A 19,133-nucleotide genomic window follows, 5' to 3' on the forward strand; every position below is an offset into this window, starting at 1 on the left:
GTTGAATGAACTGTCTTGTTCATGAGTATGTACTGATTATTAGATGTGATGCAACACATAAATAACCGGTCGAACAGGCCGGCTGAAATCCGAAGGGAGGCTCCCCTCAATGTCGCTCAAGCCCCAGGCAATGCTGGTCATGAATAGCGGAACCTTTGCTGATCAGTTCGATTCCACGCGACTGGAGCGGCTGGCAGGATTGGTGGATCTTGGTGATGAGCCGTGGACGGATTCCCTGGACAATCCTGAACTGGATGGTCGCTTGGAAGAGGTGGAAATCCTCCTCACCAGCTGGGGAGTTCCCCGGCTCAACGCCGAGCGCCTGGAGCGCATGCCCAAACTCCGGGCAATTTTCCACTGTGCAGGAACAGTCCGTAGCTTCGTTAGCGAAGAACTCTGGGACCGCGGAATCACGGTCACCAACGGTGCCGACGCCAACGCAATCCCCGTTGCCGAGTTCACGTTCGCTTCGATTGTCCTGGCTGGCAAGAAGGCCCAGGTCCTGGCCAACGATGCCCGCACCTTCCGCGAAGACTGGAGCTACGTCAGCGAGCGCGGCGAGCTGGGCAATATCGGCCGCGTGGTGGGCGTGATTGGATTTTCACGGATCGGACGGCGGGTGGTCCACTTGGTCCAGCAACTCCAGGACGTAACCTGCCTGGTCAGCGACCCCCATGCAAGTCCCCTCGAGGTCGCGGCCGCGGGCGGCAAGCTGGTGACGCTTCAAGAACTGCTTCCGGTATCTGATGTGGTCACCATCCACGCACCTGCCCTACCGGAAACACGCAATATGATCAGCACTGCTGAACTGCAGGCGATGAAAGACCACGCCACGCTCATTAATACTGCCCGTGGTTCGCTCGTTGACACTGCGGCCTTGGAGAAGGAGTGCGCCTCCGGACGAATCACCGCCCTGCTGGACGTCACTGAACCTGAACCGCTGCCCGCTGACTCCGCGCTGTACGAGCTCCCCAATGTGATCATCACCCCACACATCGCAGGCTCACTCGGAACCGAAACCCGACGGATGTCCGATGCCGCCCTGGACGATCTCGAACGGTACCTCGCCGGCAAGGACCTTCGGGCCCAAGTAGTTCACGAGGACCTCGGCCTCAGCGCCTAGTCCCTTTCCCCACACACAGCCGACCACACAGAGCCGCAGCTGCGGCAGACTTCACAACCCCAACCAAGGAGAACGCAATGAAGCGCACAACCCTCGCCGCAATCGCCCTTGCGGTGACTGCAGGACTCGGACTCACCGGCTGTGCCGGCGCTGCGGGTCCCGCTGAACCCCAGGCGGCCGAAGGCAAGACCCGGCTGACTGTCTCGGTCTGGAATTACGAGGGCACCCCGGAGTTCAAGGCCCTGTTTGACGGCTATGAGGCCGCCCATCCCAACGTGGACATTGAACCCGTGGACATCCTGGCTGATGACTACCCCCAGAAGGTCACCACCATGCTGGCCGGTGGCGACACCACCGACGTCCTGACCATGAAGAACGTGATTGATTACTCCCGCTACGCCAACAACGGCCAGCTTCAGGAAATCAACAGCGTGGTGGACAAAGTGGGCAAGGACAACCTGGCCAGCATCGATGCCTTCGATATCGGCGGAAAATACTTCGCTGCACCCTACCGCCAGGACTTCTGGCTCCTGTACTACAACAAGGACCTGTTCAAGGCCGCCGGCCTTGAAGACCCCAAGGACCTGACCTGGGAGAAGTACACAGAGCTTGCCAAGAAGCTCACCAGCGAAGCCAACGGCAAGAAGGTATACGGTACCTACCACCACATCTGGCGTTCTGTGGTTCAGGCAATCTCAGCTGCACAGAACAACGCTGACCAGAACAGCGGCGAGTACGGCTACTTCGAGGACCAGTACAACACCGCCCTGGACCTGCAGAAATCAGGGGCTACTTTGGACTTCGGCACTGCCAAGAGCCAGAAAACCAGCTACCGCACCATGTTCGAGTCCGGCCAGGCAGCCATGATGCCCATGGGAACCTGGTACATTTCCAGCCTTCTGAAGGCCAAGAAGGACGGCAAAACCAACGTAAATTGGGGCTTGGCTCCAATGCCTCAGAAGAACGACGACGGTAAGGTCACCACGTTCGGTTCGCCCACGGCTTTCGCTGTGAACAAGAATGCAGCGCACTCCGATGAGGCCAAGAAGTTCATCGAATGGGCAGCTGGCGAAGAAGGAGCAAAGGCTATCTCCAAGATCGGCGTTGTCCCTGCACTACAGAACGATTCCGTGACGGCTGAATACTTCAAGCTCGATGGAATGCCAACGGACGAGCTCTCCAAGAAGGCCTTCACCCCGGACGAGACCGCCCTGGAAATGCCCGTCAGCGATAAGTCCGCAGCCACGGACAAAGTCCTCAACCAGGAGCACGAGCTCATCATGGTCGGCGAGCGCTCCGTCACCGACGGCATCGCTGAGATGGACAAGCGCGTCAAGAGTGAAGTCCTCGGCCAGTAAGAACCATCATGACTACAGAAACCATCACCCCTACGCCTGCCCCGGCGCTCAGCCGGGGCAACAGGAAGCAGGCCAGGCGTAATACGTTGATCGGCTGGACGTTCATCCTTCCGAACTTCCTCGGGTTCCTGGCCTTCACCCTCATTCCGGTCCTGGCGGCGTTCGCTCTCTCCTTCATGGAGTGGACTTCGTTCAGCGCACCCAAGTGGGTGGGCCTGGCCAACTTCCAGCGCATGTTCGCCAGCGACTCTTTCTGGATCGCCCTGCGAAACACCGTTGTCTACGCGCTCGGCCATGTCCCGCTCACCATGGCCCTCGCTCTCATCCTCGCGATGCTCCTGAACCGCAAGCTCAAGGGCATCGGATTCTTCCGGGTAGCCATCTTCTTTCCCTACATAACGTCCCTGGTGGCCGTCGCGGTCGTCTGGAACATGCTGTTCAGCCCGGACACCGGCCCGATCAACCAGTTCCTTCACGCAGTGGGCATCGCGGAGGCTCCGGGCTGGACATCCAGCTCGGACTGGGCCCTGCCTGCCGTGATCATCACCAGCGTATGGCGTGACATGGGCTACTACATGGTGCTGTATTTGGCCGGGCTGCAGGCCATCCCGACGGAGCTGTACGAAGCCGCAGAAGTGGATGGGGCCAGCGCCTGGCAGCGTTTCTGGAACGTCACCATCCCGTCGCTGCGGCCCACCACCTTCTTTGTGGTGGTCATGCTAACGGTCTCCAGCTTCAAGGTGTTCGACCTCATCGTGGTCATGACCAACGGTGGCCCTGGCCGATCCACCACGGTGCTCTCCCAACTCATCTATCAGGAGGGCATCGGCGAAGGTAAGTTCGGCTATTCCTCGGCCATCTCGCTGGTGCTGTTCATCATCGTGCTGTCGGTCACCGTCCTGCAATTCAAGATCCAACAGCGGAGGGAACGCTGATGACCAACATGGCTGAAGACCTCAAAGCCCTGGAACTCAACGTCCAAGCGTCGTCCGTACAGGTCGGCGCACCCAGCGCGGAAGACCGCCGTCGTACAGACCGAAAGCGCTCGCCGCGCGAGCAGAAGAAGCGGACCGCGAACTACGTCATCTACGGCGTTCTTGTGGTGTTGGTGGTTGCGCTCATGGTGCCGTTCATCTGGATGCTTTCCTCTTCCCTGAAGGAAAACAACCAGGTCCTCACCGTCCCCATCCAGTGGATTCCCAAAGAATTCGTTTGGAGCAATTACACGGACATCTGGACCCGCATCCCCATGATGGGCTACCTGCAGAACTCCCTGTACCTTGCGGTAGTCATCACCTGCCTCCAGGTGCTCACGGGTTCGCTGGCCGCTTATGGTTTCTCCAAGGTCCGTTTCCCGGGCCGCGACGTTCTCTTTCTCTGCTACATCGGCACCATCGCGGTTCCGTGGCAGGCCTACATGGTTCCGCAGTACATCATGATGCAGCAGCTCGGACTGACCAACAGCTTCAACGCCCTGATCCTGTTGCAGGCATTCGGTGCGTTCGGGGTGTTCCTGATGCGCCAGTACTATATGACCATCCCGGACGAGCTCTGCGAAGCCGCCCGCATCGACGGCCTGAGCGAGTACGGCATCTGGGCACGCGTGATCCTGCCCTTGTCCAAGCCTGCGCTCGCAAGCCTGGCATTGCTGACCTTCGTCAACACGTGGAACGACTACATGGGCCCGTTCATCTACCTCACGTCCAACCGCCTCTGGACTGTCCAGCTGGGCCTGCGTTCGTTCGTTGGCCAGTTCGACGCGGAGTACGCCATGATCATGACCGGCTCGGTGATCTCCGTGATCCCGATCCTCATCATCTTCCTGATTGGGCAGCGCTACTTCATCCAGGGCATCGCAACGAGCGGGATGAAAGGATGAGTGCTGTGGGTGCGCCTACTTTGCAGCAGAAGCGGCGCCGGTGGGCCGGACCGGGATTCGAAACCTTCGGGAGCATCTTCGGGTTCATCTACACATTCCTGGCCGGGAACGTCCTGCTCGCTGTCGCCAACGCGCCGCTGGTGCTCAGCCTGGCCTTAGTGGCGGACCCCGCGGCCGCCTGGCCCTTCTTCCTGGCACTTTCCGTCACCATTGCGCCGTCGCTCGCCGGCATCTTCGCGGCCTTCCAGGCATTGAACGACGACGGCGGAGCGGTCAAGCCGGTAGCTGCTTTCCTTCAGGGATTCAAGCGCAGTTTTGGCAGGACTGCCGTGCTGGGCCTGGGCGCTGTTGGAATGCTGATGTTCCTCGGTGTGGATCTGGCCCTCGTCCAGAGCATGCCCGAAATTGGGATGCTCGTGCCGCTGATCGTCGTAGTAGCCGCCCTCACGGTGAGCCTTACCGTCACGGCGATTGCCGGCGTCGTGCTCCTGCCCGAGGCAAGGCTGAAAAGCATCCTCAAGGCATCGCTCTATCTGGCCGTGCAGCGCTGGTATCTGAGCCTGGCCATGCTGGTCCTGCTCGGAATCATTGCCTCTGCGGCTGTGCTTCAGCCTGTTCTGGGGACCGCGCTGGCGCCTGCTCCGCTGCTGTTCGTAATCTGGAGCAACGCTTCGTTCGCCTTCCACGCGGTGCTGCGCGAGGCCTAGCCTGAAGCCCGGCAGCGTGCCCGCCCTCCCGATGTTCTCTCACATCCTGATGCCTTTTCCGGAACGTTCTCTCACATCATGTGAGAGAACGTTCGGGTTTAAGGGCTGTGATGTGAGAGAACATCCGGGGTTGTAGCCGTTAGGCTGCGGGCGTCATTAGCCGCGGCAGAGCTCGCCGTACTTGGTGCCGGCTTCCTGATAGGCGGCGGAAAGCTCACCCATCTTGTTCTCGTCCGGGGATTCCTTCACGAGTTCATCCGAGTATTCAAGGATGGCCGTGACCACGGGCTTCATCTCATTGGAAGCAACCGGTTCAATCGGGCGGATGGCGTTTGCGACGCGAATGGTTGCGGTCTTGCTGGCGTTGCTCGGGAGGCTGGCAACGGCGACACCCACCCGGTCACACGTTTCTGCGGTGGTCAGCTGCGGCGAAGAGCAAGCTGAAGCCGTGGCAAGCAGCCCGGCAGCGATCAAGACAGTGGTGAGTTTCTTCATGATTCCCTCAATAGTCGGCGCGTCCCTTCGATTGTAAACAGTGCAAGGGCGAGGCCGCGCATCGGACCCCGTATCGAACAGGCCCCCGCCCTGGCCTAGGCTGGAGAACATGGCGATTATTCACAAGGCAACCCTGTCCCCGTCCAAGCTCGAACTCATCGCTGGATACCTGCCGACGCAGCCCTGGTTCATCCAGGATGGCGCCCCGGAGCTCATTGGGGCCTACCGTTTTGACGACCCCGCCGGCGAGGTAGGGCTCGAGACGCATGTCGTCGCCGCCGGCGAGCGCATCTACCAGGTGCCCCTGAGCTACAGGGGCTACGAACTGGCCGGCGCCCAGGAATGGCTCATCGGCACCATGGATCACTCCGTCCTTGGCAAGCGGTGGGTCTACGACGCCTGCGCCGACCCCGTTTACGTCAAGGCCCTCGCCACCGCCATCCTCACCGGCCAGGAAGAGGCGGCATTGATCGTCGACGGCGAGCCCGAGCCCCGTCCCAGCACCGTCAACGTGAAGGGAAGCGGAACGCTCGACGACGGTGTCCCCGCCTTGAGTGCCTCTGCCCCCGTATCGGGCAGTGGCGTGACCATCATTGACGCTGGTGAGCTTCGCTTGAAGGTTGCCCGGGTGGTTGATATCGCCGCTGATTCTTCGGCTGGCCCTGCTGCGGAGCTCCACAGCGAATTGACCCTCACCGGCAAGTGGGCCGGACTGGAGAAGCCCGTGGAGCTGGCAGCCGTAATCCCGGCCTGAAAGAACCCTGTGTTCGGGCACCTTTTGGTCCTGCAGCCCGCGGCGTAGTCTGGCAACGAGGCCATCTACTCCGTGAGGGGTTCACATGTATAAAGCACAAAACATCATTCCCGCAGTGCAGGATCTCGCAACCGAGTGGGTGAAGCACGCAGCGGAGGGCACGTCGTCACAAGCTGACGCAGTTGTGGGGTGGGCGTTGTCCCGGATCAACCACGCCGATGTTCCGTCTGTGGTGCACGGCGTCATGCTCACGCTGACCGGGAACCGTAAAGCCGCAAAGAGGGCTCAGCGCACCGCGGCCAGAGCGGTCAAGACGACAACGCAAACTTTGAGTCGTCGAACCAGTCAGCGGAGTTCCCCGCGTGCCGGGTGGTTGGCTGCCTTGGCAATCGCTGGCGTCGGGGCGGGCCTCGTGCTCGCATGGCGAATGATGGTGCCTCCCGGAGAACCGGTCCCTGCCAAGCCGGCCACGCCGACGGCGAACCCTTCCAGCCCGGATGGCGCTTCTGCCTCGTCTACGGATGTGCCCCCAAAGACGTACTGAGGGCAGCCCGATTTCTGCCGGGCTAGTCCGGTGCCGGGCTAGTCCGGCTTGCCCTCGTCGTGTCGTCGCGTCCTTCTCCTGAGGACCATCCTGCTGAACAGTAAGTAGGCACCTGTTCCAGCGAGCAGGAACCCGACCACACCCACAAGGACGAGTTGTGTGATGATCCCGGCAATGACCATCGCGAAACCGGCCAATACTGCCAGGACACCAAAAACTGAGCGCGCCACCGCACCGCGCGGGCGCCCCGACTTCAGCTGGAGGTCCAAGTCAGGATCCGATGAAGCGAGATCCCGCTCAAGCTCTTCCAAACTCCTGCGTTCTTCATCCGACAACGACATCGGAATCTTCCCTCACTACACGAGCATGGGACGCCTTCCAGCGCCTACACGCCAACCACTAGCACGTGCCCTTCTTGCCGTGCCATGACTTTATTATCGTCCTTTTATGGCCACTATCCACAGCTGAAGCCAGCCCTACCCGGCATTGGATGCCGGCACTGTCTCGTTGAGTACGCGCAGGGCGTTGAGCGTGCGGGGATACCCGATGTACGGCAGCAATTGCGTGATGACGTCGAGCATCAGCCCGCGGCTGTTACCCACGTTTAGATTGGCCAGAATGTGCCCCTTGACCTGTGGTTCGCAGCCGCCAAGAGACACAAGCATGGACAACGTGAGGAGTTCACGCGTTGGAATATCAATGCCGGTGCGTGTCAGATAATCGCCGAAGCAGTTCCCGGCGAGGTACTCCTGGAAGTGCATCTCATCAGCTGAAGCAGCGGCACGCATATCGTCGATGCGTTCTGCGCCTGCGATCTCCCTCTGGATAGCCAGGCCTTTCTCCCCCCGGTCTTTCGGCGTGGTGGTGGACTGGCCCGGAACAGGTAGCTCCACGCCGTGCTCCTTGAGGATTTCATTGGTGGCGTGCAGGAAATCCGAAACCTTGCCCATGCCGACGTAGGGTACTGCTTGATAGACAAGCTCCTTCACCTCCACCGGGGTCACCCCCACTGTAAGGGCCGCCCCGAGCAATGCAGGGTACTCCCGCATTCCCTGTGACGCGATAAGAGACGCGACCTGAACCATGAGCCTTGTCCTGGTATCCAGTTGTCCGTGACTCAATACCTCGTCGAAGGCGAAGTTGTTGAAGACCTCCACGAGCTCGGGGTCTGTAACCGCCAAGGCTGGAAGCTGACCGGGGAAAAGTTCGTCGTGATTCCGTCGTGCCGTTTCGCTGGGTGCCATCATGGGCCTCTCTTTCATAGGATCTCTCCTACTAATCACACTCCTTTTGACGGCAGCGCGGGAGAGTCCGCTCTTACAGGTTCTCGCCTTGCCTCCTTCTGGAATCTGCTCGACGCGGCTGTTAAGGCGTGCTGGATACTCCTATGGATGCTGCCAACCTCCGCACGACAAAAGAGCCCTGATGCTGGCCACAGCCCGGGAGCATACTGAGGGTATGACTGAGAGTGATGAGTTCCTTGCTTGGATCAGGACCACGCTTTACCAGGCTGAGGTGGCCCTCCTCAATGGAGACTCCGCGCCGCGTCGGGTCATTTGGTCCAGCCACGAGCCCGTCAGCGTCCTGGGCGCCTGGCGCAACGCCGTCGGGCAGGAAGAAGTCGGGCAGCTGTTCGCGGATCTGGCCAACAGGTTCTCCGACTGCACCGCCTACTCATTCGAGCTGCAGTCCTACGACATCGTTGGCGACATGGCCTACACCGCCGGCTTGGAGCGGTCCTCAATCTCGGTCACCGGGCAGCCGGTGAGCCAGGTTCTGAGGGCCACCCAGGTCTACCGCCGCGAGGATGGCCAGTGGAAGGTGGCACACAGGCACGCTGACACGGTCCTGGAGTGAGGTGGCCTACTGCTCGGGCCGCGGTCTCCACACCACAACGGCTTGCGACCGCGCACGGGGACGTTGACCGCGGGCCAGACTGACGACGTCGCCAGCCGCTCCCGCCGCGAAGATTCGCGTGTCCAAGGGACTCCGGCGCCGGGTCAGTTCTTCTGTCAGTTCGGCCACCCGGTACTGCAACGCCGCTACCTGGTTTTCAAGGTCCAGGATGCGCTTGATGCCTTCGAGCGAGACGCCGGACTGCGAGAGGCGCTGAACCTCCCGCAGCTTGTCGACGTCGTTCTGAGAGTACCGCCGGGATTTCCCGGGGGCACGGCTGGGCGAGACGATGCCCAGGCGGTCGTATTGGCGCAACGTCTGCGGATGCATGTCGGCAAGCTCCGCGGCGACGGAGATGACAAAGATCGGCTGGTTGACGTCGATTGCCATGACCGTCTCCTTACAACCGGGCCTTCGCGGCCAGGTCGTGACGCGGGTTGGCGTCGGTGGTCGCGGCAGCAAATGCCTTCACGGCCTCCTCCGCTTCCTTGTTCAGGTTCTGGGGGACGGCGACGTCGATAGTCACCAGCAGGTCACCGGTCGCCTTGGACGTTTTCACACCCCGGCCCTTGACCCGGAGGGTACGACCCGACGGTGTCCCGGCCGGGACGCGCACCTTGACGGTGTCGCCGTCGAGCGTTGGAACTTCGATGGTCGCGCCGAGCGCAGCTTCCGCGAACGTAACGGGCACGTGGATGCGGATGTTGTCGCCGTCGCGCTGGAAAAACTCGTGGGGCTTCACGTTCACCGTGATGATGAGGTCGCCGTTTCCGGCGGGACCAGCGTTGCCCTTGCCGCGTTGCCGGACTTTCTGCCCGTCCTTGATGCCCGCGGGGATCTTGACGTCGATCACGTGGCCGTTGCTTTCACGCAGGCTCACAGTAGTGCCCTTGATGGAACCAGCAAAGGAGATGGACGTCGTCGCAGTGCGATCCGAGCCCTTCTGCGGAGCACGCTGGAACCCTGTCTGGCCTCCACCAAAGCCGCCACCAAACAGGTCAGCAAACTCCGGAGGAATACCACCGGCACCCGAAGGCTGACGCGCGCCGCCACCAAACAAACCACCGAACAGGTCCTCGAACCCACCGTTAGCGCCAGCACCACCACGCCCGGCCCCCGCACCGGGAGCGAACCGGGCGCCACCCATGGCACGGATAGCGTCATACTGCTGCCGGTCCTCAGGACTCGACAAGACAGAATAAGCCTCGGAAATGTCCTTAAACTTCTTCTCCGCAGCAGCATTCCCGGAATTGGTATCGGGGTGATACTGCCGCGCCAGCTTGCGGTAAGCCTTCTTAATATCCGCGTCGGACGCGTCCTTGGCGATACCAAGGATCGCGTAAAAATCCTTTTCAACCCAGTCCTGGCTGGCCAAGAGCGTTTCCTTTCTAAAACAAACAAAGCGTACGGCCGCAGTCAGCTCACCTCAGGCGAGCTTACAGCGGGCGCGCAACCGGATATGGGGCGGCGGTGTGGAGGGCACCGCGGAGCGGGCACCGCCCCATATCCGGTGTAGCGACAGGGTGAGACTAGGCCGGGACAGCCACGATGACCTGGGCTGCACGCAGGACACGCTCGCCTGAGCGGTATCCCGAGCGCAGCACCTGGCTGACCGTGTCAACCTCGATGTCCTCGCCGGGCTGCTGGATGAGTGCCTCGTGGATGGTGGGGTCGAATTCGACCCCGGTTTCCGCGATACGTTCCAGTCCGTACGTCTTCAGCGCATTCTCCAGTTTGGTGGCGATGGCGGCGAAGGGGCCGTCTTCGAGGTCACCGTGCTGGCGGGCGGCATCGACGTCGTCCAGCACCGGGAGCAGGGAGTTCAGGACGCCGATGACGGCCATCTCCCCTGCTACGGCGCGGTCGCGTTCGACGCGCTTGCGGTAGTTGACGTATTCAGCCTGAAGGCGAAGGAGGTCGTTGCGGAGCTCCGCCGCCTGGGCTTCAGCCGCGGCGCCGGAGGCTACCGATTCCTCGGCCGGGACCTCTACCCCGTTGAGGATTTCATCAGCCTGGGAGAGAGCGTCACCTTCCGTGGGGGCGGCGTTGCCTTCGGTGGGAGCAGCAGCTTCGCCTTCGGGGTGTCGGGCAGCCCCGGTTTCCGGGTCAACCTTGCGGTTGTCGCGAATTACGGGCTTGCGCGGCTCGTTTCCTTCAGAGTGCTCTGCTTCGTTGCCGTGGTGGGGCATGGCTACTTCTTCGCTTCGTCTTCGTCGATGATTTCAGCGTCGACGATGTCTTCGTCGGCAGCAGTCTTCTCGCCGGCCGGAGCACCTTCAGCACCGGCACCCGGAGCGTCAGCTGCGGCTGCCTGCGAGTAGATGGCTTCGCCGAGCTTGGTCTGGGAAGCCTGCAGCTTCTCGAACGCCGTCTTCACAGCGGCGTCGTCGGTGCCTTCCAGCGCGGACTTGAGGGCGTCGACGTCGGCCTTGACTTCGGTCTTGACCTCTTCCGGCAGCTTGTCGTCGTTGTCGGCGATCAGCTTGTCCACGGAGTAGGCGAGCTGCTCGGCGGAGTTGCGGGTGTCCGTAGCTTCACGGCGGGCCTTGTCCTCTGCGGCGTGCTCCTCGGCTTCACGGACCATGCGGTCGATGTCTTCCTTGGACAGTGCCGTGCCACCGGTGATGGTCATGGACTGTTCCTTGCCGGTGCCCTTGTCCTTGGCGGACACGTGGACGATGCCGTTGGCGTCGATGTCGAAGGTGACCTCGACCTGCGGGACGCCACGGGGTGCCGGAGCGATGCCGGTCAGTTCGAACGTGCCCAGCGGCTTGTTGTCGCGGGTGAATTCACGCTCGCCCTGGAAGACCTGGATGGCCACGGACGGCTGGTTGTCATCTGCCGTGGTGAAGGTCTCGGAACGCTTGGTGGGGATAGCCGTGTTGCGCTCGATGAGGTGCGTCATGACGCCACCCTTGGTTTCGATGCCGAGGGACAGCGGCGTGACGTCGATGAGGAGGACGTCCTTGCGCTCACCCTTCAGGACACCGGCCTGCAGTGCAGCACCGACGGCTACAACTTCGTCCGGGTTGACGCCCTTGTTGGGCTCCTTGCCGCCAGCAAGTTCCTTGACGAGCTCGGAGACGGCGGGCATACGGGTGGAGCCACCGACGAGCACGATGTGATCGATGTCGGAGACCTTGATGCCTGCTTCAGCGATGACGTCGTGGAACGGCTTCTTCGTACGGTCCAGCAGGTCCTTGGTGAGGTCCTGGAACTTGGCACGGGTCAGCTGCTCGTCCAGGTGGACCGGGCCGTCGGGGGTGACGGACAGGTACTGCAGGGAGATGTTGGTGCTGGTGGAGGAGGAGAGTTCCTTCTTGGCCTGCTCTGCAGCTTCACGGAGACGCTGGAGGGCGATCTTGTCCTTAGAGAGATCGATGCCCTTGATCTTGAGCTGGTTCAGCAGCCACTCGACGACGCGGTTGTCCCAGTCGTCGCCACCGAGGCGGTTGTCACCTGCGGTTGCGCGGACCTGGATGGTGGAGAAGTTGTCTTCGTCCTTGCCAACCTCGAGGAGGGAGACGTCGAAGGTACCGCCACCGAGGTCGAAGACCAGGATGAGTTCGTCTTCCTTGCCCTTGTCCAGACCGTAGGCCAGTGCAGCCGCGGTGGGCTCGTTGACGATGCGGAGGACGTTGAGGCCTGCGATTTCGCCGGCTTCCTTGGTGGACTGGCGCTCGGCGTCGTTGAAGTATGCCGGAACGGTGATCACGGCGTCGGTGACCTTCTCACCCAAGTAGCTCTCGGCGTCGTTCTTGAGCTTCATGAGGATACGCGCGGAGATTTCCTGCGGCGTGTACTTCTTGTCATCGATGGCGACAGACCAGTCGGTGCCCATGTGGCGCTTGACGGAAGCGATGGTGCGATCGATGTTGTTGACGGCCTGGCGCTTTGCGATCTCGCCAACCAGGACTTCGCCGGACTTTGAGAACGCAACGACCGACGGCGTGGTGCGGCCGCCTTCTGCGTTGGCGATGACGGTGGGCTCGCCACCTTCAAGGACAGAGACCACGGAGTTAGTGGTTCCGAGGTCGATACCTACTGCACGTGACATATCTTGTTTCCTTTCAATGGCCGATGTTCGAGATTGCCCCCGGCACCGGTCCGCTGGGCGGTTGGGTTATCGGGAGCCCACTCAACAATCGGCTAGTTGAGCGTTCTGCACTCAACTGTACTCAGCCTCGTTTCAATGTCAATCCAAAGTTGAGTGAGGTACGCTCAAGTTTGGCGTTCATGCCCAAATTTGCCCCGGAAGTACGCGGCTCCGGGGGCTGGTTTCGCCCTGCGTGAACTGGCAGACTTGCGCGATGGAGTTCGCTGGATGCGTTCTGGGTTATAGCCTGCGGCGAAGCGTGACGACACCAGAACGGAGGCAACCCCGAGGGCTCACCCGTACCGCCCCGGGGAGAGTATGCCTTCCTACCTTTGGGGATTGAGTGCACCTTCACGATGACTGGCGGCACTCATCAGCAGTCCTTTCACCCGCGACTTACGCAGATCATTCTTGGCGCACTGCCCGCAGCCGCTGTTCTGGCATGGGGAGTGGCTAGGGCTTCAGCGTCAATTCGCAGGAGTAGAGCTTCGTGACGACGCGCAAACAGCACAGCGTCACTCCGGTGGGCGGGCGACACGGATATCCGGGCGTCCATGGCGAATTTGCGTGGCGCCAGTGGGGCTGGGCGGCGGCTCCGGTTTATACACCCACGCCACGAGCACTACGGAAATGATCATCAGCAGGAACCAGGCGAGGAGTTTCTCGATCGAGACCGCCTGCCAGCCATTCACCTGGTTGGGGTAGAGCCACGCATGGGACCACGTGCCGATGTTCTCGGCGAACCAAATGAACAGCGCCACCAAGAGGAAAGACACCAGGATGGGCATCCGGAAGCGCTTACGGAACACCCGGAAGTGCATTACACAACGCCCGTAGACAAGCACGACGGCGGCAAGCAGCACCCAGCGCGCGTCAAATACGTAGTGGTGCGAGAAGAAATTGATGTAGATCCCGGCAGCCACAAGGGCCGTGATCCACCGCCAAGGGTAGTGGTCGAAGTGGAGGTCAAAGAGCCGGAACACACGAACCATGTACGAGCCAACGGCCGCATACATGAAGCCACTGAACAATGGAACAGCACCGATCCGGAGGAAGCCCTCGGCCTCGTACGACCACGAGCCCACATCCGTCTTGAACAGTTCCATGACCGTTCCCACCGCGTGGAACAGCAGGATCACCCGCAACTCGCGCAGCGTCTCCAACTTGAAGCTGATCATCAGGATCTGAATGACGACTGCGGCGATGGTCAGGAAGTCATTCCGCGCCAGGCCAGCATCGTCCGGATACCAGAGGCGGGCTGCGATGATCACCGCGAGCAGTGCTGCCCCGAAGACGCAGGCCCATGCCTGTTTCAGTCCGAACACCACGAACTCGGTCAGGCGCATGCGGAGTCGGCCACCGCGGGCGTGCCTTAGATAACGGTGGGCGAGGTCATCGATGGTCTGCTCCACCGAGGTCGAATTACGCATTGTGTGACCTACCATGGGTCTTGGCAGGGGTGGTTTCCAGGTGGCTCAGGTAGTAGTCCCTGGGCCAGTGCCGTATCCGCTGCGGAAGCCGGGGATAGACGCGTCCAAGCCACCGCATGGTCCGTTCGAAGCGGCGGTCATCACGGGGAGTCCATTCCAAGCCGAACCCTTCGCGCAAGTGGTCCGGAAGCAGGCCGGCGGTCAGGAAGCGGGCAAGCGGCATAGCCAGGCGCATGAATGCCGGTCCACCTGCCGGATACAGCAGGTCCTTGGCGATGCGGCGGGCTTTTTCATCAGGTCGAAGCAGGTCCACGTGGGATGACCAGTACCCAGCGAAGGCCGCACGATCGGACGGCCACATATTCGCGGGAAGCTGCAACGCCGTCCCAATGCGCGCATAGTCGCGGTACATGCGGTCGGCGGTCTCGTCGTCGAGCGGTCCGTGCACTTGCTCATAAACGGTGACGGCCGTGTCGTAAAGGGTGGCGACAACCCAAAGCTGCGACTCGGGGTCGAAAGCGTTGTAGCCCTTTGTCGCATCGTCAGGGTTCCGGCGCACCGGGGCGTGGGCGCGGTTAACGGCGCGACGAACCGCAGCAACTTGCTCATCTGAACCGTAAACAATCGCATAAACGTAAGTCAGCGTGGCCCGTAAACGATCCTGCGGCCGCTGGGCAAAGTCGCTATGGTCCGCGACGCCGTGCCCCACCCTCGGATCAGCGATCTGAAGGAGGATGGCGCGCCCGGCACCGGCGAGCAATATGCCCTCCGCACCGATGTCAGCAAGCCCTCGAACCATCTTGATACTTTACCGTCTGCTGCTGGTCACAGGCCGGCTGGTCACAGGCCCGCCATGCCTTGGAGGACGAGCAGTTGGTGCTCGAACAATTCGTCGCGTGCGGAAAACGTATCGCGCCCGTACTGGCCGAACACTTCGAAGCTCACAGCACCGAAGACGGACGTCCACGCCAGCACGCCCCGCGCAAGCGCTGACTCGGGCACCGTGATCCCAAGTTCAGTCCGGATATTCACCATGTCTGCTGCCAGAGCCGGTGGGATGACGACGGCGGGACTCACCTCCGCCGCCAGGGCACCCTCGCGATGGGCTGCGTCAAAGATGCTCACGAGGCGAAAGATGACACGTGTTCCGGGAACCGTTGTTCGCTCACCGGGTGCCTGATAGCCGGGAACCGGGCTGCCGAAAAGCAGGGCGTAGCTGGCTGGTTCCTTGAGCGCCCACGCACGAACAGCCTTACCCAGGGCACGGAACTGGCCTGCGAAATCATTCTCAGGAACAGCCGCTACAGCTGCATCCACTTCGTCGCCGAGCTCGTTGTAGCCGTCGATGAGCAAGAGTGTGAGGAGTTCGTCCCGGCTTTCCACGTAGCGATAAACCGCCGAAGAAACGACGCCAAGGTCCCGGGCAACAGCCCGCAGCGACAGCCCGGCGGCACCGTGGACCGCGAGGTGCTCCCGGCCGAGTCGCACGATATCGGCGACGGTTTGCGCACGTGCACGCTCGCGGGGAGTTGGCGTTTTGGCTTTCGGCTGGGCTTTAGGGGCAGCTTCGGCGCCGGGCGTTGTGGAGGGCATGGAACCAGCTTGCCACAAGGGAGAGCACCATCAACAAATGAGAGCAGTGCTCTTGACTTTGGCTTTATGGGGGGTCATTCTGAATTCAGAGAGCAGCGCTCTCGCTTCCGTTCACTGAACTTCAAGGAAAGAGATCAGCATGTACGTCGTCACCGGAGCAGGACCCGTTGGTTGGACCGTCGCCGAACAACTCGCTGAGCGGGGGGAAGACGTTCGCATTCTGACTCGGTCCGGCAGCGGCCCGGACCATCCCCTCATTGAACGGATGCGCGTCGATGCCTCCGATCCCAAGCAATTGAGCCAAGCACTCAACGGCGCCGTCGCGGTCTTCCATTGCATTCACGGATCCGCATACCGGGCCGCAGTATGGGCGACCGAGCTTCCGCAAGCCGAACAAGTGGTGATGGATGCAGCGGCAGCCGCGGGCGCCGTCGTCGTATTTCCAGAGAGCCTCTACTCCTACAGCGAGCCAGGCAGTGTGATGACCGAGGCGGGTCCACGGGCGGCGTCGGGCGGCAAACGAGGCATTAGAACCCAACTGCTGAACGCGCGCCACATGCACGCTGCAGATACCGTGAGCGTGGTGGCCGGCGACTTCTTCGGCCCGCTGGTGCGGACGGCGCATGCAGGGGAACGAATGGTCCCGCTGGTTGTGGAGGGAAAGTCGGTCCAGGTGATTGGCAGCGCCAGGCAGCCGCACTCGTTCACGTTTGTCCCTGATCTGGCGGCCGCCATGATCGCGGCGGCCCGGAATCCAGAGCTCTGGAACACTGTGCTCCACGCTCCGACCGGCCCGGCGCTAACGCAACGCGAACTTGCGGCGGCGTTCGCTGAGGCTGCCAGCGTTGCTGCTTCGAAGGTGAGTGCTGTTCCCGGATGGGCGTTGAGGACCGCAAGTCTCTTTTCGTCCGACATGCGCGAGCTTGCTGAGACGCTCTACCAGTTCGAGCGCCCGTTCGTGATGGATTCTTCGCAAAGCCAGCGCCTCCTGGGCCTGGAACCGACGCCCCTCCCGGAAGCCGCCGCAGCAACAGTGGCGTGGTGGCGGGACGCTGTCCGGCAAGTGAAGTAGGCGGCAACGTGCGGTCGAGCGCGTATGTCTGAAAATGTTCGAAGCGTGGATTTCCCGGCGCAGGGCTGAAACGCTGGGTGCAGTGCACAGGACGTCTCCGGAACGTCCCTCACACTTCCAATCCCACTCTTGGAAACACCCCCAACGGGACACTCAATGAGGAGATCTTCCATGTCCACATTCGCCATCAATCGTCGTCAATTGCTGCAGACCGGGGGCATCGGCGGACTTGCCGTAGCACTGTCAGCAATGTCCTCCGGCGCCGCCCAGGCCGCCAGACCAGAGAATTTGAGTGCGCCGCTGATCACGGATCTCGGACCGGCGGTAGTTCAGTTTTCGCTCATGAGTTCGCTTCTGGTCGGAGACACCGTGTACATCGGGTCCCGCAACCTGAATCCTGCCCGGGTCATCGGATTCCATCTCCCCACCCGCACCGTTACTTCGCGGACAGACCTTGGCTCGGGTTACAGCATCCAGGCGTTGGCCACCGATTCCACCGGTCGCTACCTGTACGCCGGCGTGCTCCGTGACGGTATTGACGGCAACCCAAATATCTACCGCTGGGACCTGAGCACTCCGAACCTTCCCGCGGTGGGAGTCTGCGAAACAGGAGACCGGGACATCCGGGCACTTGCCGTGGCTCCGGATGGCAAGGTCTACGCTGCCGGCGGCGGGTTGACCACCAATGCGCCATCCCTGTGGGAATACGATCCCGAGACAAGTGCCGTGACCAGTTGGGGCGTGCCGGATCCGGGAGCGACCATTGCCCAGGCCGTGGCTGCGACAGCCAGCACCGTGTATTTCGGCACCGGGAGTACTTTGGGCGGCGGCAACGGCTCAAGCCCTGCCCGGCTCTTTGCCTTTGACCGTGCCACCAAGACATCCACAAGTATCCTCCCGCCCGAGGTAGCAACGGGCGTTTCCGTCACCTCGCTGAGCGTGTTGGACGGGCAACTGGGAGTCGGCGTGAAGGGTCCCGGCAAATCCGTGTTGATCAACTTGGCCGACCACTCCAAGTACACCATCATCGCCAAAACCGGCGTGATGTTCCGTCAGCTCGGGAACCAGGTGTTCTTCGTTAAGGAGCCCGGAGTCTGGTCCTACAACATGATTACGAAGAAAATCACGCAGATTCTTACCGAAGATGTGGGCGCAATGTGGGGTCTGGACGTCTATGGCAGCAATGCCCTGACGGTGTCCTCCTACGACGTCATTGAGGTAGACCCCGTAACCAAGACTGCGGCCAAGTATGACCTGACACAGGCAGGGGCTCCGGGCGGACCGCAACTCTGCATGGGTCTGGCGGCCGGCGCGGGTGACGTCTATATAGGTGGCACCGGCACCATTGCCCGGCACCAACTGGCGTCGGACCAGGTTTCCTATCTACGGGCTACGGGCGAGGCCAAGGACGCCATCATGGTGGGTGGAATCCTCTACACCGGACAGTACAACTCCCGGGGTATCTACGCCTATGACCCTGGCACAGGGCAGCTCCCCTATCAGGTGGCAGCCTTGCCGCCCGGGCAGAATCGCCCCTTGGACGTTTGTTGGGACGCCGTCAATGGCCTGGTGATTGCGGGGGCGCAGAACGATACCGGCGGGGGCGGATGTTTCGCGGCGTACAACCCCGTCACAACCCAGGTCATCAGCAAGGTCAACCCCATAGACAACCTCCAGATGGTTCGTGCCGTAGCAACGAAAGATGGGGTTGCCTACCTTGGGGGCGACAACATCTATCCAGACGGACCCCGGAGCACCGTGGTGGCGTGGGATCCGCTGGCCAACCAGGAGTTGTGGCGAATTGACCCCGGGCAGACTGCGGGCATCGCTGCGATGGCCATCCATGGGAAGTTCCTCTACGGGATGTCCCGGAGGGCGGCAGGGCTGTTCGTCATCGACCTTGACACCCGCCAAGTGGTTCACCATGGCGACCTGAGCAGCGTGTGCACTGACTTCGGGGCACTGCAGGTGAGCCGCGGAATCGTCTACGGCGTCTCTGATTCCACGGTCTTCCGGATCGACCCTGCAACCTTTGCCGTCTCTGTGGTGGCGGCCGACATCAACGGCGGTTGGTACAGCGGCCCCCACATTACGGCAGACGAAGATGGTCGGTTGTACACACTCCGAGGCCCGAACCTGGTCCGGATTGATGATCAGCAAGCAATGCGTGCAATGAGGCGCTAAGG

At 61.6% G+C, this 19,133-nt stretch carries 20 protein-coding genes; 10 read left to right on the top strand and 10 right to left on the bottom strand.

Features of this window, described 5'->3' with window-relative positions; all coding sequences use genetic code 11:
• Positions 1 to 109 precede the first annotated feature (109 nt).
• The 5 genes from AC1DD7_RS04230 to AC1DD7_RS04250 all read left to right on the top strand — a co-directional run bounded on the left by AC1DD7_RS04230 (position 110) and on the right by AC1DD7_RS04250 (position 5,067).
• Complete coding sequence (locus AC1DD7_RS04230) at positions 110 to 1,123, top strand: hydroxyacid dehydrogenase (RefSeq protein ID WP_477513938.1); 1,014 nt, start codon at positions 110 to 112, stop codon at positions 1,121 to 1,123.
• Between the two features lie 77 nt (positions 1,124 to 1,200).
• Positions 1,201 to 2,481, top strand: coding sequence for an ABC transporter substrate-binding protein (locus AC1DD7_RS04235; RefSeq protein WP_477513939.1), 1,281 nt, complete (start codon positions 1,201 to 1,203; stop codon positions 2,479 to 2,481).
• Positions 2,482 to 2,489: 8 nt separating this feature from the next.
• Entirely contained in the window at positions 2,490 to 3,416 is a 927-nt protein-coding gene (locus AC1DD7_RS04240) for a carbohydrate ABC transporter permease (protein ID WP_477513940.1), read from the top strand.
• Entirely contained in the window at positions 3,416 to 4,360 is a 945-nt protein-coding gene (locus AC1DD7_RS04245; RefSeq protein ID WP_477513941.1) for a carbohydrate ABC transporter permease, read from the top strand. Before AC1DD7_RS04240 ends, AC1DD7_RS04245 begins: the two co-directional genes overlap by 1 nt.
• Positions 4,357 to 5,067, top strand: coding sequence for a hypothetical protein (locus tag AC1DD7_RS04250; RefSeq protein WP_477513942.1), 711 nt, complete (start codon positions 4,357 to 4,359; stop codon positions 5,065 to 5,067). Before AC1DD7_RS04245 ends, AC1DD7_RS04250 begins: the two co-directional genes overlap by 4 nt.
• Before the next feature lie 156 nt (positions 5,068 to 5,223).
• On the opposite strand, the gene AC1DD7_RS04255 is transcribed toward AC1DD7_RS04250, so the two are convergent.
• Complete coding sequence (locus AC1DD7_RS04255; RefSeq protein ID WP_216926732.1) at positions 5,224 to 5,562, bottom strand: hypothetical protein; 339 nt, start codon at positions 5,560 to 5,562, stop codon at positions 5,224 to 5,226.
• Between the two features lie 109 nt (positions 5,563 to 5,671).
• Between AC1DD7_RS04255 and AC1DD7_RS04260 the strand changes: the two genes are divergently transcribed.
• Both AC1DD7_RS04260 and AC1DD7_RS04265 read left to right on the top strand, forming a co-directional pair.
• Complete coding sequence (locus tag AC1DD7_RS04260) at positions 5,672 to 6,316, top strand: CG0192-related protein (RefSeq protein WP_477513943.1); 645 nt, start codon at positions 5,672 to 5,674, stop codon at positions 6,314 to 6,316.
• A gap of 85 nt (positions 6,317 to 6,401) precedes the next feature.
• Positions 6,402 to 6,860, top strand: coding sequence for a hypothetical protein (locus tag AC1DD7_RS04265; protein ID WP_477513944.1), 459 nt, complete (start codon positions 6,402 to 6,404; stop codon positions 6,858 to 6,860).
• A gap of 38 nt (positions 6,861 to 6,898) precedes the next feature.
• On the opposite strand, the gene AC1DD7_RS04270 is transcribed toward AC1DD7_RS04265, so the two are convergent.
• Together AC1DD7_RS04270 and AC1DD7_RS04275 are read right to left on the bottom strand one after the other, a co-directional pair.
• Positions 6,899 to 7,201: a DUF3040 domain-containing protein gene (locus AC1DD7_RS04270; RefSeq protein ID WP_442003328.1), complete on the bottom strand. Its 303-nt coding sequence runs from the start codon at positions 7,199 to 7,201 to the stop codon at positions 6,899 to 6,901.
• Positions 7,202 to 7,336: 135 nt separating this feature from the next.
• Positions 7,337 to 8,122 (bottom strand): carboxymuconolactone decarboxylase family protein, encoded by a 786-nt coding sequence (locus AC1DD7_RS04275; RefSeq protein ID WP_477513945.1) that lies wholly within the window; start codon positions 8,120 to 8,122, stop codon positions 7,337 to 7,339.
• Between the two features lie 196 nt (positions 8,123 to 8,318).
• Between AC1DD7_RS04275 and AC1DD7_RS04280 the strand changes: the two genes are divergently transcribed.
• Positions 8,319 to 8,717 carry a nuclear transport factor 2 family protein gene (locus AC1DD7_RS04280; RefSeq protein WP_477513946.1) on the top strand — a complete coding sequence of 133 codons (399 nt, stop codon included), beginning with the start codon at positions 8,319 to 8,321 and terminating at the stop codon, positions 8,715 to 8,717.
• Positions 8,718 to 8,723: 6 nt separating this feature from the next.
• Here the strand turns inward: AC1DD7_RS04280 and AC1DD7_RS04285 are convergent, their stop codons facing one another.
• The 7 genes from AC1DD7_RS04285 to AC1DD7_RS04315 form a co-directional block, all read right to left on the bottom strand.
• Positions 8,724 to 9,146 (bottom strand): heat shock protein transcriptional repressor HspR, encoded by a 423-nt coding sequence (locus AC1DD7_RS04285; RefSeq protein WP_477513947.1) that lies wholly within the window; start codon positions 9,144 to 9,146, stop codon positions 8,724 to 8,726.
• A 10-nt stretch (positions 9,147 to 9,156) separates the two neighbouring features.
• Positions 9,157 to 10,131: a DnaJ C-terminal domain-containing protein gene (locus AC1DD7_RS04290; protein WP_431116796.1), complete on the bottom strand. Its 975-nt coding sequence runs from the start codon at positions 10,129 to 10,131 to the stop codon at positions 9,157 to 9,159.
• A gap of 154 nt (positions 10,132 to 10,285) precedes the next feature.
• The gene (locus AC1DD7_RS04295; protein ID WP_477513948.1) at positions 10,286 to 10,945 is read right to left on the bottom strand and encodes a nucleotide exchange factor GrpE; all 660 of its coding nucleotides are present in this window, start codon (positions 10,943 to 10,945) and stop codon (positions 10,286 to 10,288) included.
• Between the two features lie 2 nt (positions 10,946 to 10,947).
• Positions 10,948 to 12,813, bottom strand: coding sequence for a molecular chaperone DnaK (gene dnaK / locus AC1DD7_RS04300; RefSeq protein ID WP_216926739.1), 1,866 nt, complete (start codon positions 12,811 to 12,813; stop codon positions 10,948 to 10,950).
• 554 nt (positions 12,814 to 13,367) lie between these two features.
• Positions 13,368 to 14,282: a DUF817 domain-containing protein gene (locus tag AC1DD7_RS04305; RefSeq protein WP_477513949.1), complete on the bottom strand. Its 915-nt coding sequence runs from the start codon at positions 14,280 to 14,282 to the stop codon at positions 13,368 to 13,370.
• Positions 14,275 to 15,081 carry an oxygenase MpaB family protein gene (locus AC1DD7_RS04310; protein WP_477513950.1) on the bottom strand — a complete coding sequence of 269 codons (807 nt, stop codon included), beginning with the start codon at positions 15,079 to 15,081 and terminating at the stop codon, positions 14,275 to 14,277. The genes AC1DD7_RS04305 and AC1DD7_RS04310 overlap by 8 nt, the downstream gene beginning before the upstream one ends.
• Positions 15,082 to 15,122: 41 nt before the next feature.
• Positions 15,123 to 15,875, bottom strand: a complete 753-nt coding sequence (locus AC1DD7_RS04315) for a TetR/AcrR family transcriptional regulator (protein ID WP_477513951.1) — start codon at positions 15,873 to 15,875, stop codon at positions 15,123 to 15,125.
• 139 nt (positions 15,876 to 16,014) lie between these two features.
• Here AC1DD7_RS04315 and AC1DD7_RS04320 point away from each other — a divergent pair, with 139 nt between their 5' ends.
• Complete coding sequence (locus AC1DD7_RS04320) at positions 16,015 to 16,947, top strand: NAD-dependent epimerase/dehydratase family protein (RefSeq protein ID WP_477513952.1); 933 nt, start codon at positions 16,015 to 16,017, stop codon at positions 16,945 to 16,947.
• A gap of 171 nt (positions 16,948 to 17,118) precedes the next feature.
• A complete protein-coding gene (locus AC1DD7_RS04325) occupies positions 17,119 to 19,131 on the top strand; it encodes a hypothetical protein (RefSeq protein ID WP_477513953.1) in 2,013 nt (670 codons plus the stop codon).
• Positions 19,132 to 19,133 lie beyond the last annotated feature (2 nt).

The sequence above is a fragment of the Paenarthrobacter sp. 10L412 genome, from assembly GCF_056395565.1.